Here is a 16,574-nt window from a genome sequence, read left to right on the forward strand (position 1 = left end):
GCATCGAACTGCTTACCGTATAACCAAAGATGAATGGATAAAAAAACTAATGTCTACTATAGAAAAAAAGCTGAACCAAGCAGAGATTTTTTACCAAAACTACGAACCAGAGCTAGCTCTTGATATCTTAAATGAAGTAATTTCTGATAGTAATTCAACAGATAGTGAAATAGCGGAGGCTTTAAACCTAAAAGGAATAACTGTAGATCTTGCTCCATATCTTTCGGAAGATAAAGAAAACTACTCTGGACTAATTTTTTTCCAAAAAGCTTTGGAATACGCCCCTTATAATACTAGTATTCTATTCAACGTACTCAATTCATTTTCTTGTATAGACATGATGCAAGACTATACTCAAAAAAACAAAAGTGCTTTTATATGCGCTTATGATGTCTTGAATAATGACCTGTATGATTCTTTAAACGAAGAGTCCAAAAGTAATTTGCATAAATTTTCTTCTAAATATCATGAATTTCAAGAGGAACGCTTTTAGGGTATACCTCAAGGGAACCAGCTAATTCACCCTTAAAACCTATTAACAGACTACTTAAAACAGACTACTTAAAACAGACTAGTATAATGGAACCACTTATAACAGACTCTGTTGGGATTTCTAGTATCGAAATAGTCACGCTCGACGGCTAATAATGTCGGTAAGATTTTGCAGTAGATACATCGATTTCACCTCTGTCATTTAACCAAACACACTGCGTAGTATGAAAAATAACCCTATCATTACGACAACGATGACGAGCAATCGTTTGAGCCAAAAAGGGAGCAGCGGCTTTTTATAACCCAAGTCGTTGAGCTGACTGTCAACCCCAGCTTGTAAGCGCTTAAATCCTTGGCTCTGCTCGGTGGTTTTGACACGGTTCTTAACCAGTGGCTGTGGCGGCTCTGCCGTAGGCGCTCTATCAAAACTGATGGCTTCGTTAGGAATCCCCTGTTTGTTGGCGATAGTCGTAAGCTTCTGCTGTTGTTTTATTTTTAGCGCCGTCTCATAAGCATCGATCCTATCTTTGGCATCATCCATGCTGATGTTTTCGTCAGCTGCCAAGGTTTTGATCGCCATGACTAAGTTGTTTTTTTCGATCATCATCATGACCGCTTTTGGCAGCTTTGCATTGACTTTTTTTGAGCTGGGGTCAGAGTTAAACATGATTGTCCTTATGACAGCATAAAGGTGTGAGTAGCTAGATAGTATGGTTATTCATTATAACCATTTTATATCAGAAAAATTCAAGCAAAAAAATACCGCAATCATAATCATGACTGCGGTATTTTAATATCTATCTTATCAGCATTTCTGCCAACCTATGATAAATTATAAATCTTTCCAACGTTGGATAGATTTTTTAATCACTTCTTTGGCTTCTGCAACATCATCCCAAGACTCAACCACTGTGCTACCTGGCTTTTTCAGATCTTTGTAATGGCTGAAGTGGTATTCTAACTGGTTGATTAGCTGTTTTGGTAGATCGGCTAGGCTGTTGTAAGCATTACCAGTGTCACGGTCGTCAGCAGGTACGACAACGATTTTGTCATCTACTTCGCCATCATCGACAAACTTCATAACGCCGATTACTTTGGCTTTTAAGAAAATACCCGTCGGTAAAGGCTGCTCAGTCAGTAACAACACATCTAGCTCATCGCCATCTTCGTCAAGCGTTTGCGGGATAAAGCCATAGTTGCAAGGCTTAGCAAAAATCTGTGGATCAATACGATCAAGCTCAAATACGGCTAGCTCGCGATTCCATTCGATTTTATGGCTGCTACCAGCTGGAATTTCTACGACTACGTTGATGATGCCGCCATCTACGTCGCCTGCGTCTAGAATTTTATTAAAATCTGCCATGAAATACTCCAATTTTCTTTTGTTTTAAGTGTTTGAATAATCAATGATAGTCAAAGTGTTGAGCTGGGAGACTAGCAAAAGAACTGTAGCACCCGATTTGTACTGCATGCGATTATAGCAAGTTTGATGCAAATTTTCTCATAATGCTTAGTCTAAGCGCGCAAGAGATTATGCAAAAATGGACTCAGAGCATTTATTGGGGCGCGATTGCTCGTAACTCAATCAGTCCAGCATGACGTTTGGCAATATTATCAATCAGCTTCTGAGTCACTTGCTCATAGCTCAAAGCATTGCTTATCTGTTGAGTGTTTTGTGTACTTGGCGCTTTATTCATCGCCACAAAGTCAGACAGACGCAGCATTTGCATCCCTGCATAACCGCAAGGATTGATGGCGTTAAAAGCGGCCAAATCACAATTTAGATTGATTGCAATACCATGATAACTAAAGCCATGCTTGATCTTGAAGCCTAGAGAGGCCATCTTGCCTAGCATGATTTTATCATCAACAGGTGTGCCGTTGGTTTGCGTATCGGTACTGCTATCTGATTCAGGGATATCTGCATACAAGTAAACCCCTGGTGCATCACGACGAGCATGGGCGCTGAAATGTGCACTGTCAGATAGAGGCGTGCTATGTAAGCAGTCGTTAATGACATCTTCAATGGCTTGTTCGGCGTGAGAAACTAGGTTGCGTACGCTCCATTTGAGACTATTCAAATCAAACAACCAGTAAAGCACCAGCTGCCCGTGTCCGTGCCATGTGACTTGACCACCGCGATCAGTCTTGATGATAGGGGTATTAGTGCGCTGTAATATGTGCTCTTCTTTGCCCGCTTGCCCAAGGGTGTAAACGTCATTGTGATCAACAATCCATAATTCATCAGGTGTGCGTACACCTTGCTCTTTTTTTAAGGCAATACGCTCAAGCGTACGCTCAAGCATTGCATCGTGAGTCGGGTTATAGTCGGCTGCTGATAGGGATTTACTGATCAGCATATCGCTAAGCGGCTGTGTGGCATTTTGCATAAGGGTGTCTGTCTTATTGTTATTGGGTATAGAAATGAAGATAGATACTACTGATAGGCAGTGTAGCAGTTTTAACCCCTATCACTCAAAACTATTGCTCAAGTTATGGCCTAAAGCATCGTTCGATTCGTTGACCAAAGCTATACAGTGGATAGTACCTATCCTATAACATGTTCTAATATATAATGACCTGATATAACAGGTCAGGCCTCCACGAGCACAGACGCAGCAGTCGACCAAAGATGCTGTTCATTGCGTGGGTGATGCGCTACATTAAAGTATGATGAATGGAATCTGATTAGGACGCGACCTTTTAAGATAGGCTCCTATTCTAGGGTCAGGATATGCCAACAAACCGTGCACCCTAATATACCCAATTGATGCCAATAAATATGACAAGGAAGAACAAATGACAGACAGCAATCAACAGATCCATGATCAGGCGTTAACCGGTACAAGCCTTGCACGTTTGCCCGAAGCCCTAAGTACCGCCACGACGATTGATGAGATGAAAGCGCAGTTCTCGCGCTTGCAAGCACTCAGCCGTAGGCAGCCGATAAACGATTGGCAAACTCGTGAAAACCAGCTCGATAACCTAGAAATCATGCTCAGCGACAACCAAGAGAGTTTTGCCACAGCGATCAGCGCAGATTTTGGCTATCGGAGCCAGTCAGAGACTCAGTTTGCTGAGCTGTTTCCTAGTTTTACAGGCATCAGTCATGCCAAAAAACACGGCAAAAAATGGATGAAGCCGCATCGTGCGCCTATTTCTGCCCTATATATGCCAGCCCATAATGAAATTCAGCCACAGCCACTAGGGGTAGTCGGTATCATGGTTCCTTGGAACTATCCACTGTTTTTGGCGATTGGACCCATGATTGATGCACTCACCGCAGGCAATCGCATCATGGTAAAAATGAGTGAAGCCGCGCCGCAGTTCGCTCAGACATTCGCTGATGCGATAGCGCGTTATTTTTCGCCAGATATGATCTGTGTGGTATTGGGTGAGGTTGATATTGCGGCCGCCTTTAGTGAGTTGCCGTTTGACCACCTATTATATACAGGCTCTACTGCGGTAGGCAAGAAAGTCATGGCAGCTGCTGCGCCGAACCTAACACCCGTGACGCTAGAATTGGGTGGTAAGTCGCCGGTTATCGTATTAGACGACGCCAATCTAGAATCTGTCGTCAATCGTGTGATGATGGGCAAAACACTGAATGCAGGTCAAACCTGTATTGCCCCTGACTATGTATTAATTCCGCGCCAATATCACGAGCAGTTTATTCACTTAGCAACAGAGTGGATGACAAAGCACTATCCTAATATTGAAAGCAACCCTGACTACTCGCGCATCATCAATGGTGAGCAGTTCAAACGGGTCAAAGGCTATCTAGATGCATTGTCAGCTGAGGAAGTACATGCCCTCACAGCGGTTGAGTCAGACATAGAGACACGCCTGATGCCGCCAGTGATTGTATGTGAGCCTGCACCTGATAGCGATGTGATGCAAAACGAGATTTTTGCACCGATTTTGCCGCTCATGCATTATGAGACACTTGATGAGGCGATTGCATTTGTGAATGCACGTCCAAGACCATTAGCTTTATACATTTTCGGTGATAACTATGGTGGTATCGAAAAAGTGCGTAATAACACTGTCTCGGGTGGTCTATGTATCAATGAGGTTTTGATACATGTGGCTCAGCATGATTTACCTTTTGGCGGTGTCGGTGAATCAGGTACCGGTGTTTACCATGGTAAAGATGGATTTGAGCGTTTAAGTCATATGAAGCCAGTGTTTGTTCAGTCTAAGCTAAACGGCCTGAACCTCTTATTACCCCCTTATGGTGGACTGTTTAAAAAGGCCATGGCGCTGTTTTTAAAATAGCTGTTGAACGATATCGGATTTAGAATCAGAGGTTTATGAGCATATGACTGGCAATAGCTCTAGGACTAGTCATTAAGTTAGTGTCAGCAATAGCCTAATCAATAGCACTTATGCCTATAAGTGCTATTTTTTTGCCTACGATATTGCGTATCGGATGCTATGTCAAAGTAAAGCGTTATATGGTCAGTTTTTTACTCTCATGATAGGGCTGTTATCTACTGTCATAACTGACAAATAAGCATTTGTCATGACTCTGATAAATCGCTACACTTTGTAGTAAGTCTACACAACAGTAAGTAATCTTTGAATAAGCTAGGGATGTCATCGATGGATATGACATCGTAGGATCTATATTGAAACTTACTGTGTGAACCAGCCTTTTATGCGATATAAAACAAAAAATAGGACAGCGCATGCGCCAATGGATTGCTTTAAGTTTACTGTGCATGAGTGCGTTGCTGCTGCCTGTATCGGCATCAGCGGCTTGTGACTCGCCCATTAAATTTGGGGCACTGACATGGGAGAGTGGCCAATTTATCTCAGGTGTGCTCAAATATATCGTTGAAGATGGCTATGGCTGTACGATTGAGGAGGTACCCGGAGCAGGACCTGCATTGGATACTGCGCTGTCACAAAATGACATTCAGGTGATTGGCGAGCAGTGGATCGGGCGTTCTCCTATCATGGAGCAAGCGATTGAACAAAACAAAGTGGCTGTCATTGGAGATACGCTAAAAGGCGGAGCGACCCAAGGGTGGTATGTCCCCCGTTATGTGCTAGAGGAAAACCCAGGTCTGCGTCGCTATCAAGATTTGCCAAAATATGCTGAGCTGTTTAAAGACCCCGAAGACCCAAATAAATCACGTTTCATGAACTGTCCCTCTGGTTGGACGTGTGAGATTTTTAACACGCGGTTGCTCAAAACCACAGGTCTGGACAGTATCTTTAATAACGCCCATCCTGGTACGGGTGCCGCGCTCGATGCCGAAATCGCCTCCGCTTTTGAACAGCATAAACCACTGTTGTTTTACTACTGGCAGCCCACAGGTCTGATGGCGAAGTATGACTTTGCCGCCTTAGAGTTTCCGGCGCATAAGGATGCGTGTTGGCAAGACCTACTGCTTGCTGATGGCACGATGGATTGTGTATCAGGTTTTCCGGTATCACCCTTAGGTATCGCAGTATCTACGCTCTTTATTGAAACCAATCCCGAGCTGGTCGATGTGTTTGAAAAGGTGCAATTCACCTCTGATGAGCTGAACGGCGCTATCTTAGAGATGAGTGAGAGCAAACGTAGCGGTGATGAGCAAGCGTTGGTGTTTTTGCGTGAGAATCCAAACGTTTGGCAAGGATGGTTGACCGATGAAGCGGCTGTCAATCTTGCCGCTAAATTGGGTCTGGACTCGGCAGGTGCTATGACAGCTGATGCCGCCACCTCGCGCCTTGATCCATCAGCGCGCTCATCAAGCTTTCCTTTGTGGTCACTTGAGACTCCTCTCAATAACGCTTTAGCAAGCGTCGTCCAAAACTATGGTGGTGTATTCCGTACTATCAGTACCATGGCACTCACATATCTATTGCTACCTATTGAGCAGTTGTTAACCGCTATCCCGCCTTGGCTGATTATTGCATTTGTGACTGTGCTTGGTTGGTTTGGTGTCCGCAAGATTTGGTTTGCGCTGGCATGCGGTGCAGGATTGTTTTTGATTGGAGCATTTGGCTTATGGGGTGCATTGATTGATACATTGGCATTGCTCATCGTCTCGGTGCTGGTCACCATCGTGATGGGTATTCCTATCGGTATTGCGATGTCAAGCAGCCAGTTGCTGCGCAAAGTGGTGACGCCTGTACTGGATGTCATGCAGACCATGCCAAGCTTTGTATATCTGATACCCGTGCTCATGCTGTTTGGTATTGGTAAAGTACCTGCGCTGTTTGCCACGATTATTTATGCGCTGCCGCCACTGATTCGCCTTACGATGTTAGGTATCACGCAAGTCAATCATGAGATGGTAGAGGCGGGTCGCTCATTTGGTAGCACCCATATGCAGCTGCTTATCTGGATTAAGTTACCACAGGCATTGCCTAGTATCATGGCGGGTGTTAATCAAGCGGTAATGATGTCGCTCTCTATGGTGGTACTTGCCTCGATGATTGGTGCCCCCGGTCTGGGCGAAGATGTGTTGCAATCCATCCAAACCCTCAATATCGGTCAAGGTTTACAAGCGGGTACAGCAATCGTCATCGTTGCCATTATTATTGACCGTATAACCCAAGCCTTTGGTCAAGGCAAGCGTGCCCGTCAAAAAACCATTCAAGCAGGCAAACGTCCGATTGGGTAAGATTTGTTTAGCGATAACCATGCAAAGTTACAATAATAAAATCCACCTAAACAGTGAGAGTCATAATGAGTCATATCCAGCTAAAAAATATCAGTAAGATTTATAATGCCACTCGCACGCAAGCGCAGTCTGCATTGGCACTATTGGCTGAGGGTATGGATAGCATCGAGGTAAAGGCACAAACGGGCTATTCGGTGGGTCTTTATGATATCAACCTGAATATCGAGGCGGGCGAAGTACATTGTATAATGGGGCTGTCAGGCTCAGGAAAATCTACGCTAGTACGCCATATTAATCGCTTGATTGATCCAACCAGTGGAGAAATATGGGTAGATACCACTAATAATACTAACGTTAAAGCTGGCAATAAATCTGGTAATAAGACAGACATAGACGCGACTGATTCTCCAGCAATGACTCCTGCCATCAATGCTATCAATATTTTAGCGCTGAATGACAAACAGTTGCAGCACTATCGTCAGCAATCGATCAGTATGGTCTTTCAGCATTTTGGTCTGGTGCCGCATATGACCGTCATACAAAATGTCGCCTATGGTCTACGTGTGCGTAAAATGAGTGTTAGTGAACGTCATGAAACGGCAAGACATTGGCTCAATGAGGTGGGGCTATCAAATGTAGAGGGTAGCTATCCGGATGAGCTGTCTGGTGGTATGCAGCAGCGTGTTGGACTGGCGCGAGCACTAGCAACAGACAACCCGATATTATTGATGGATGAAGCGTTCTCCGCTCTTGATCCGCTCATTCGCACCCAACTACAAGAGCAACTGTTAGCGCTACAAGATCGTCTAAACAAAACCATTGTTTTTATTACTCATGATATTGATGAGGCAGTCAAAGTAGGTCAGCGTATTAGTATTTTAAATGGTGGTCGTTTGATCCAAACAGGTACGGCACACGAGTTGCGTCATCACCCTGCAGACCGTTATGTCGAGCAGTTTATGAGCATAAAGGCATAATTGGCATTGTTCAGTAGTGGGGAAATCGATGAATAGAGTATGTCTTACTGAAGGTGGGTAAGCCTTGCTGGGTATAGACTATTTGCTGTTCTTATTGAGATGCTATTTTGTGTCAATCACGTGCGAACTCTGAAATAAACCCCAAACTTCGTTATACTTAACGGTTTATCGACGCCTTATTATTTTTTGGGTCGTCTTATTTGTTATCCATATATAACGTCGCTTGGTCTATCAGGTGACATCTATTTTTTACTTTTGCACTTTTTAAGGCCATAGCATGACCGTTACTTATGCACCTATTATTACCTCATTGCTTGATAATGATTTGTACAAATTTACCATGCTACAAGCCATGCTACATCAGTTCCCGCAAACTCATGGTGTCTATCGTTTTCGCTGCCGTAATAATAAAGACACGTCCTACCCATTGGCGGATATTCAGCAGGATTTAGAGCAGCAAATAGACAGTCTATGCGAGCTACGATTTTTGCCAGATGAGCTGGAATACCTGCGCAGTTTACGTTTTATTCGCTCAGATTTTGTCGATTATCTGGAGCTATTTAAGCTAAAGCGCCGTTTTATCACGGTCAGTACGGATGACAAAGGTCGCTTATCTATCGATATCGAAGGACCGATGATTCAGGCGATGTTCTTTGAAGTATTCGTGCTGGCCATCGTCAACGAGCTTTATTTTAATGCTTTATCCAGTGAGAGCGTGATTGCCGAAGGTCAGCGTCGCCTTAATGAAAAAGTGGCGTTGCTACATCAGTATGCTGGCGAGCAGAAAAAAAATGGCCAAGACAAACCGCCATTTATCGTGGCAGATTTTGGTACGCGTAGACGATTCAGCAGACGCTGGCAGGCCCATGTGGTCGAGACATTATATAAAGCCGAACCAAAAATTGTGAGTGGCACATCCAACGTCTATTTGGCTAAGCAGCTCGGAATGACACCGATAGGCACGATGGCGCATGAGTTTATGCAGGCCTTTCAGGCTTTGGATGTGCGTTTGCGTGACTCACAAAAGGCCGCGTTGGAGTCATGGGTGCATGAGTACCGTGGCGACTTGGGCATTGCGCTGACAGATGTGGTTGGGATGGATGCGTTCTTACGTGATTTTGATTTGTATTTTGCTAAGCTCTTTGACGGTCTGCGTCATGACAGCGGTGACCCATATATCTGGGGTGATAAGGCGGTTGCACATTATGAAAAGCTCAAGATAGACCCAAAGACCAAGATTCTGACCTTTAGCGATGGGCTAAATCTAGAAAAGGCGTGGGAGCTGCATCAGTACTTTAAGGATCGCATCAGAACCAGTTTCGGTATTGGTACCAATCTCACCAATGATATGGGTATCACGCCGATCAATATCGTGCTGAAATTGGTGGAGTGCAATGGTCAGCCAGTGGCTAAGCTATCTGACAGCCCGGGCAAGACCATGATCAATAACGACACGTATCTTGCCTATCTTCGCCAAGTGTTTGAGGTGGATGAGCCTGAGTAAACGAAAGGCAGAGCCCAAATGAGCTTGATGCGCTTGGTTTGACTAATTAGCTGCTATCTAGTGGCAGGTTTTTATTTAACTATCAATGCTGCTAGTAGATTTTTCTTCGGCAAAGGCGGCGTCTAATGCTTGTTGTACGGCGTTGATACGGGTCTCGCAAACTCGATAAGCGGCAATAGACTCTTCGACCGTGGTCATTAGGTTGTCAATATCAGGCTCGTCTTGCTGCTGCAATTCAGCGGCATTGGTTTTTAGAATATCGTAAGCCGCCTTAAAGGTCTTTGGGGCGGCTTTTTTGCGTCGGCGAGTTGTGGTAGTCATAGAATTTCCTAATTTTTAAAGGTAAGTAGATCAGTAATCGTTAGATATTATTATGTGGTTAAGCTGGAATATCTGAGGTTTCCGTCGCTTTCTTATCCGTATTGACATTAACAATCTGTGCTGTTGCATTGCCATCTTTTAGTATGATGTTTACCGTTTGCTCGGGATAGAGTTGGGTGCTACTAGTGAGTGTTTGCTTATTTTTCACATCTGTTAACATAGTATAGCCCTGCTTAAGCACACGGGAAGGGCGATGTAGTAGCACAATATCACGTAGATGTTCGCTATCACGCTGTGCTTGTATCAGCTGCTGCTGAGTGCTGTGCATGATGGTCGTTTGGTGGTTTTTGCTCGCAGTCGAGGCCATCGTCAACTGCTGATGAGCCAAGGTCTGCGTTTGCTCATAGTGCTCAGAGGTGAGTCTGGCGGCTTGCTTCACTTGGCGCTGTGCGCTTTGTTGAATACTATGCCATGCATAGTCACTGTCTTTTTGTAGGGCCGTCAGCTGACCGATTGTTTGCGATTGTATTTGACTCAACTGACGCGCCGTTTGTTGCTCGGCAGTATTCAATTGGCGCTGAGCTGCTTGCTTGATTTGCGCTTGGTATTGTAGCGTCTGAGCGATGAGCTGTGCTAAGTGGCCACTAATGGCGGCGATGACTTTTGATGGTGTATCAAAACTGGTATGCGCCACCTCGTCTAAAATGACTTTGTCACGCTCATGACCAATACCTACCCATACAGGAATAGGCTGCTCAGCAACCAACGCCGCCAGTTCATAATCATTGAGATAAGCCAAGTCCCCAACCGCACCGCCGCCGCGAATAATCACCAATAGATCCGGCAGGTGCTGATACGTCTCATAAAACTGCTGCTGAGCACTGACGATGGCTTGGCGTATCTCGGCGGGCGCATGATTGCCTTGAAACGTAGCGTTATGATAATGGAAGTGACACGCACCTGTACTGGCTAAGCGATCCGCATCTGCTTGAAAGTCTCCCAATCCGGCCGCCTTTTCGGGAGCGATAACCAGTACATGCTCGATGTCAAATGGCGCGGGAAGCTGTTGATTGAGATGTAATAGCCCTTCACCTGTTAAACGGTCGACCATTTCTGCATATTGCCGTGCCAAGTCGCCTAGTGTATAGCTAGGGTCGATGTCTTCAATGGTGATTGAAAAACCATACTGAGCATGAAATCCTGCCGATACTTTGAGTAGTACGGTCAAATCACGCTCAAGTGGCATACCTGTTGCCCGCTCGAACTTGGCTAAGACACGGGCCGCTTTAAAGCGCCATAGATTACCACGGCAGCTGGCGACCACTTTGCCATCATCGTCTTTTTCGGCCAACTCAAAATAGTAGTGACCGCCTTTACTCGATAGATTACGGATTTCTGCTTTGACCCACACTCTATGATCAAAGGTTTGTTTAATGACCATCTCAACTGCTGATAGATAGTCACTCAGGCGCAGGACAGTATCTTCTAAATTCACTTCAAGATTGTTTTCTTGCTCAGCGAGTTCGGCCTCTAAAGTCGCCAAATCTTTGGCAGGCGTTAATACTTTGGCTTGTTTGGTGTTTGAAATATTGGGTTTGCGCATGATAAAAGACCAAAGATAAGTAAGACGTAAAGGCTGATGAGGGCATGTTAAATACAATAGAAGTAGTTTAACGTAAAAGAGAGCACACAAAAAGCGATGCCAACAAGCTTTGATTGATATATTATCTATATCGCAGTTTGTTGGTTACTTGCTGAAGGGATATTGTATGTCATTTGATATTGGCGGTTGGATCTTAAGCTTGGTTTCATCTACAGACAGTTAGCGTATAGGGAAAAGCAGTTCGCTATTTATCGGTCTATTGGCAGCGGAAGTTAATGGTATATTCATAATCGTCATCGCGTGATAAGTCTGGTGTTCCCGTGCCAAATATTGAGCCAACGACAGCGCCTACTTGACCAACCATACGGCCAGTACTTTCATTTAAGATGCCATTGTATTTTACATTGTCATCGACGATGATCACTTGCTTACTTCGACAAGTTTTTTGCGCGCTATTTATCGCATTTTGCTGCGCTTTAACTTTAGTCTCGGCGATGCCTGTTGTCTCATAGATAGAGTTGGCACGTTGAATCACTGGTGATGAAGGTGTGCTCTGGCAGGCACTTAATACGAGTACAGCCGCTAACGTGGTGGTCAAACCGGCAGCTTTATTGAAAATATTCATAAATAATTCCTAAAGTTTATAAACAGAACCTATTTTTCACGCAAGACGATAGCAGTGATAAGCAAGTCTCATGAAGATAGCCTATCTACGCATTAAGTGTCTAGACGGTTATTGTGTGCTGTATTACAGTGGCATTGCCAGTGAGTGCTATTATGCATGATACATTCCAAAACAAGTAACATCGCACATCTATCGATAGACTGTATGAGTCTAAAATAAAACAAGTCGCAGCCGTACACAGCAAACCACTTGAAATATACCTCATATCTAGGATAATTGAGCCATTCGTTTTTTACTAACTTCCATTTTTATTAATAAGTAACTTTATGCAATTGATTCCTGCTCCTGCTGGTGTGCTCGAGGTCGACGCACTATGGCAACAAGACAATCCTAATAACCTAAATACAGATACAGTAGCGCTGCTGTGTCATCCCAACCCGTTGTTTGATGGAACGATGAATAATAAAGTGGTCACGACCATGTATCGTTTTGCCCGTGATAATGGCATGCATGTGGTACGCTTTAACTTTCGCGGCGTTGGCCAATCGACAGGCGAGCATGACTATGCCGAAGGTGAAGTGGTCGACGCAATGACCGTGCTACAATGGATCGCCGAGCAAACCAATGCCCGCAAGCTCTGGCTTGGTGGCTTTTCTTTTGGTGGTTATGTCACGGCACGCGTGGCTGAGCAAGTGCTGGAGGCCTCACATATATGGGGCGTGAGCGATTTTGAGATATCAAAAATCGCCCTTATCGCACCGTCAGTTGAAAAAAATGACAGCAGTGATATCAGCTTGCCCGTTGATAAGACCTTTGAGATTTATGGTAATGCGGATGAGGTGATCGAACCTGACAATATGCAAGCATTTGCTGATCGCTTAGGTATTGAGGTGAGCGTTGTGGATGGTGCGGGTCACTTTTTTCATGGCCGTCTATCAGAGCTGAAAGGTTTATTGGAAAAGCATAGCTTTGGACAAGACAGCTAATTTGTTTGTTACCTAGCTCAGCTTCATAGTTTTCGTTTCGATATGGTTTAGCATGGCTTGCTTGGTAGCACCAGCACCGTGCTAAATTGCCCCACTATTTTAATATTTATTGAATCCAACGATGAGTCGTATTATGAGTTTATCTCCATTGCAACGTTACGAGAAAGCCGTCAGTACCGATGAATTTACTCGAGATGAGCAGCAATTTCAGGCCATGAGCTGTCTTGATGAGATATATCATCAGCTCATTAATAGCGCACCGCAAAAGAAAGGCTTTTTTGGCTTTTTAAAATCTAAACCGGTTGCACCAATGGGTTTATATATGTGGGGCGGCGTAGGGCGCGGCAAAACGTGGATGATGGACATGTTCTATGACTCATTGACCATTGAGCGTAAGATGCGCCTGCATTTTCATCATTTTATGCAGCGCGTTCATAAAGAGCTAAACAAGCTACAGGGCGAAAGTAATCCGCTTGAAAAAGTGGCTGATATCATCTATAAAGAAGCCGTTATTATCTGCTTTGATGAGTTTTTTGTCTCTAACGTCTCTGATGCCATGATACTGGGTGATCTGTTTACCATGTTGTTTGAGCGCGGTATTACTTTGGTCGCCACATCAAACATTGAGCCGTCTGGACTGTATAAAGACGGCTTGCATCGTGATCGTTTTATGCCGGCTATTGCGGAAGTTGAAAGTCACACCGCCGTGATGAATATTGACTCCGGTATTGATTATCGTCTGCGTGTCTTGCAGCAAGCAGAGTTATATGAATCGCCCCTGACTAAAGCTAATTACCACTGGTTGGCCAACCGTTTTGCCAGCCTATCAAATAACCAAAAAATCAGTAAAGAGCCTATTACGATCAACGGCCGTGAGGTCAAAATTAACGCTCGTACCGAAGATATTTTGTTTTGCGATTTCCGTCATCTATGTATGGCACCGCGCTCAGCTGCTGATTTTATTGAACTTGCCAAGCAGTTCAGTACGGTGTTGGTGGATTCAGTACCAGCGCTAGATGATGACCTACGTGATCCAACACGCCGTTTTATTTATCTGGTTGATGAGTTTTATGATCGCCGTGTCAAACTGCTCGTGCGAGCAGAGCAGTCAATTTTGGACTTGTATCAAGGAGAAAAGCTGGCCTTTGAGATTGAGCGTACTCGCTCACGTTTGCTTGAGATGCAATCAGAGGACTATCTACGATCTGATCACCGTGTTGAAGATGCAGCGTAGCTGACAATGTTAAAAGTTATTAGCAAAAAATAGTAAGAGATAACGATAAATGAGGATAGAAAATGACGGTCATAGACGAAAACAACCAAAAAATAGATGACAAAAAACTGTCAGTTAAAAACGTAGCAGTAAATGATATATCCTCTACCAGTGATGAGCTGATTGGCTGGATTAGTTCAAGACGCAGTATGGGTAATCTGGATATGCCTGCGCCCACACGTGCACAAATTGAATCTGCTATTGAATGTGCGACAACCGCGCCAGATCATAAAAAACTGACTCCATGGCGTTTTATTGTGACGCAAGGCGCGGCACGTCATGAGTTAGGTCAAGCATTGCTCAAAGCAGCTCAGGAGCAAGCAGTAAGGGATGGAGAAGAGTTGTCTGAGAAAACCATACAAAAAACCCAAAATATGCCATTACGAGCGCCTCTAATCATAACGGTCGTGACTCAAATGCAGGAACACAAAAAAGTGCCGCCTTTTGAGCAAATGCTAAGTGCGGGCGCTGCAGTACAAAATCTAATCTTGGCGCTAAAAGCCCAAGGATTCAGTACCGTATGGCGTACTGGACTGCTATGTAATGAGCCTGCAGTAAAAGAGTATTTCAATGTGGGCCCAGATGATTATGTGACCGCTTTTGTTTATACTGGCACCAGTCCAAAAGATGAATCCAAACGCAAACCTATAGATATCGAGCCATTGGTACGCTTCGAGTCATGATTTGACCAAGCACCGTCTTTTGGTCAAAAGCTTTCAAAACAATTTTGCCTATACGATTAGGCTGAATACAGCATTTAGCACCAAATATCGGTTACTAGCACTAAATATCAGTTACGATGGGTTTTATTGATAATACGTCAGTCAACATGGATAAAAGAACATGACAAGTCCTAACAATAGTAAAAAAGACAATGACAGCGATAACAAGGAAGTGGTCAAACACACATCTGAAAAACAAAACGGTATGCTGGCAGGTATCTTGGAGCGGGCAACAAAATCAGGTATCGGCCGCAAAAAACTGAACCCTAGTGCCGTAGAGTCGGCAGTGGCGAAAGGTATGGCAGAGATTCATAGTAACCCTACTAAGCTGCGTTTGGTATTTTTGGGCGGCGGTAGCTTCGGTACGGCAATGGCAAACTTGGCTGCTCGTAATGGCTGTGATACTACGCTGTGGGTACGAAACAAGCGTACCGTTAAGGCGATGGCAAAAACCCAAACCAATAAGAAGTATTTGCCTGGTTACAAGCTGGATGATCGCTTGAAATACAGCCACGATTTGGCCGCATCAGTCAAAGACAAAGACATCATCTTCATTGCTGTACCGGGTCTGGCATTTCGAGAGACCCTAAAAAATATTGCCCCTTTTATCAGTGGGCAGTCTATTGTCTCATTAACCAAAGGTATGGAAAAAGACACCTTTGCGATGATGAGTGATATTATCAAAGAAGTGTTGCCAGAAGTGAATTTCGGTGTCATGTCAGGGCCAAACTTGGCCATTGAAATCATGAAAAATATGCCATCTGCGACCGTGATTGCTAGTGAGTCTGAGCCGCTGCGTCACGCGGTACAAGCGGCGCTGCACAGTGCCTTTTTTAGAGTATTTGCGAGCGACGATGTCAAAGGTGTCGAGCTTGGTGGGGCCCTTAAAAACATCTATGCGATCGCCATGGGTATGGCAGCAGCTTATGAAGTAGGCGAAAATACCAAAGCGATGATACTGACGCGCGCGTTGGCAGAAATGAGTCGTTTCGGCGTTGAAGAGGGAGCCAACCCGCTCACTTTCTTAGGCTTGTCTGGCGTAGGAGATTTATACGCCACTTGTAGCTCAGAGTTGAGCCGCAACTATCGTATCGGCAACATGCTCGGTCGCGGTATGAGTATTGATGCAGCGGTCAAAAAGCTTGGCCAAACTGCTGAAGGGGTCAATACTATTCAGCAAGTACATGAAAAAGCGACCAAAGCTGGTATCTATATGCCGATCACCCATGCGCTTTATGCCGTGATTTATGAAGACAAGGCCGCACTGGGTGTGGCATTACATCTGATGGAAGCCGGTTTCCGTAGTGATGTTGAGTTTGTGATGGCGCACGATCATAGCAATGCGGCACTGACGGCTCACATGAAAACCTCTAATAGTAGTGCCAAGAATAAAAGTGATGCTGATAAGTAAAATATATTACTAAGAGGTAGTATTAAGAGACCGTATAACT

The 16,574-nt window shown here is 44.4% G+C and carries 15 protein-coding genes; 9 read left to right on the forward strand and 6 right to left on the reverse strand.

Translation table 11 applies throughout. The features are described from left to right. Positions 1–49 precede the first annotated feature (49 nt). Positions 50–493, forward strand: a complete 444-nt coding sequence (locus I6E86_RS04545) for a hypothetical protein (RefSeq protein ID WP_197175658.1) — start codon at positions 50–52, stop codon at positions 491–493. 201 nt (positions 494–694) lie between these two features. On the opposite strand, the gene I6E86_RS04550 is transcribed toward I6E86_RS04545, so the two are convergent. The 3 genes from I6E86_RS04550 to lipB form a co-directional block, all read right to left on the reverse strand. Then, positions 695–1,159 (reverse strand): hypothetical protein, encoded by a 465-nt coding sequence (locus tag I6E86_RS04550; RefSeq protein ID WP_197175659.1) that lies wholly within the window; start codon positions 1,157–1,159, stop codon positions 695–697. 165 nt (positions 1,160–1,324) lie between these two features. Beyond that, positions 1,325–1,855 (reverse strand): inorganic diphosphatase, encoded by a 531-nt coding sequence (locus I6E86_RS04555; RefSeq protein ID WP_110923013.1) that lies wholly within the window; start codon positions 1,853–1,855, stop codon positions 1,325–1,327. A 193-nt stretch (positions 1,856–2,048) separates the two neighbouring features. Further along, positions 2,049–2,882, reverse strand: a complete 834-nt coding sequence (lipB, locus tag I6E86_RS04560; protein ID WP_197175661.1) for a lipoyl(octanoyl) transferase LipB — start codon at positions 2,880–2,882, stop codon at positions 2,049–2,051. Positions 2,883–3,291: 409 nt separating this feature from the next. On the opposite strand from lipB, the gene I6E86_RS04565 reads away from it, so the two are divergent. The 4 genes from I6E86_RS04565 to pncB all read left to right on the forward strand — a co-directional run bounded on the left by I6E86_RS04565 (position 3,292) and on the right by pncB (position 9,593). Next, positions 3,292–4,770, forward strand: a complete 1,479-nt coding sequence (locus I6E86_RS04565; RefSeq protein WP_197175663.1) for a coniferyl aldehyde dehydrogenase — start codon at positions 3,292–3,294, stop codon at positions 4,768–4,770. 413 nt (positions 4,771–5,183) lie between these two features. Further along, on the forward strand, positions 5,184–7,112 hold the full coding sequence (locus I6E86_RS04570) for a glycine betaine ABC transporter substrate-binding protein (protein WP_197175665.1): 1,929 nt from the start codon (positions 5,184–5,186) through the stop codon (positions 7,110–7,112). A gap of 65 nt (positions 7,113–7,177) precedes the next feature. Beyond that, on the forward strand, positions 7,178–8,089 hold the full coding sequence (locus I6E86_RS04575; protein WP_197175673.1) for an ATP-binding cassette domain-containing protein: 912 nt from the start codon (positions 7,178–7,180) through the stop codon (positions 8,087–8,089). A 277-nt stretch (positions 8,090–8,366) separates the two neighbouring features. Then, a complete protein-coding gene (pncB, locus tag I6E86_RS04580) occupies positions 8,367–9,593 on the forward strand; it encodes a nicotinate phosphoribosyltransferase (protein ID WP_197175675.1) in 1,227 nt (408 codons plus the stop codon). A gap of 75 nt (positions 9,594–9,668) precedes the next feature. Here the strand turns inward: pncB and xseB are convergent, their stop codons facing one another. The 3 genes from xseB to I6E86_RS04595 all read right to left on the reverse strand — a co-directional run bounded on the left by xseB (position 9,669) and on the right by I6E86_RS04595 (position 12,142). Next, positions 9,669–9,914, reverse strand: a complete 246-nt coding sequence (gene xseB / locus I6E86_RS04585; RefSeq protein ID WP_194363073.1) for an exodeoxyribonuclease VII small subunit — start codon at positions 9,912–9,914, stop codon at positions 9,669–9,671. 58 nt (positions 9,915–9,972) lie between these two features. Next, positions 9,973–11,517, reverse strand: a complete 1,545-nt coding sequence (xseA, locus tag I6E86_RS04590) for an exodeoxyribonuclease VII large subunit (RefSeq protein ID WP_197175677.1) — start codon at positions 11,515–11,517, stop codon at positions 9,973–9,975. Between the two features lie 256 nt (positions 11,518–11,773). Continuing rightward, a complete protein-coding gene (locus tag I6E86_RS04595; RefSeq protein ID WP_197175678.1) occupies positions 11,774–12,142 on the reverse strand; it encodes a hypothetical protein in 369 nt (122 codons plus the stop codon). A 326-nt stretch (positions 12,143–12,468) separates the two neighbouring features. Here I6E86_RS04595 and I6E86_RS04600 point away from each other — a divergent pair, with 326 nt between their 5' ends. The 4 genes from I6E86_RS04600 to I6E86_RS04615 all read left to right on the forward strand — a co-directional run bounded on the left by I6E86_RS04600 (position 12,469) and on the right by I6E86_RS04615 (position 16,534). Beyond that, positions 12,469–13,128 (forward strand): alpha/beta hydrolase, encoded by a 660-nt coding sequence (locus tag I6E86_RS04600; RefSeq protein WP_197175680.1) that lies wholly within the window; start codon positions 12,469–12,471, stop codon positions 13,126–13,128. Between the two features lie 133 nt (positions 13,129–13,261). Then, on the forward strand, positions 13,262–14,362 hold the full coding sequence (gene zapE / locus I6E86_RS04605; protein WP_194363077.1) for a cell division protein ZapE: 1,101 nt from the start codon (positions 13,262–13,264) through the stop codon (positions 14,360–14,362). A gap of 62 nt (positions 14,363–14,424) precedes the next feature. Further along, positions 14,425–15,084 (forward strand): nitroreductase, encoded by a 660-nt coding sequence (locus I6E86_RS04610; protein WP_197175689.1) that lies wholly within the window; start codon positions 14,425–14,427, stop codon positions 15,082–15,084. Positions 15,085–15,244: 160 nt separating this feature from the next. Next, entirely contained in the window at positions 15,245–16,534 is a 1,290-nt protein-coding gene (locus I6E86_RS04615) for an NAD(P)H-dependent glycerol-3-phosphate dehydrogenase (protein WP_197175691.1), read from the forward strand. Positions 16,535–16,574: the final 40 nt, after the last annotated feature.

The sequence above is a fragment of the Psychrobacter sp. SWN149 genome, from assembly GCF_015864565.1.
GTDB lineage: Bacteria > Pseudomonadota > Gammaproteobacteria > Pseudomonadales > Moraxellaceae > Psychrobacter.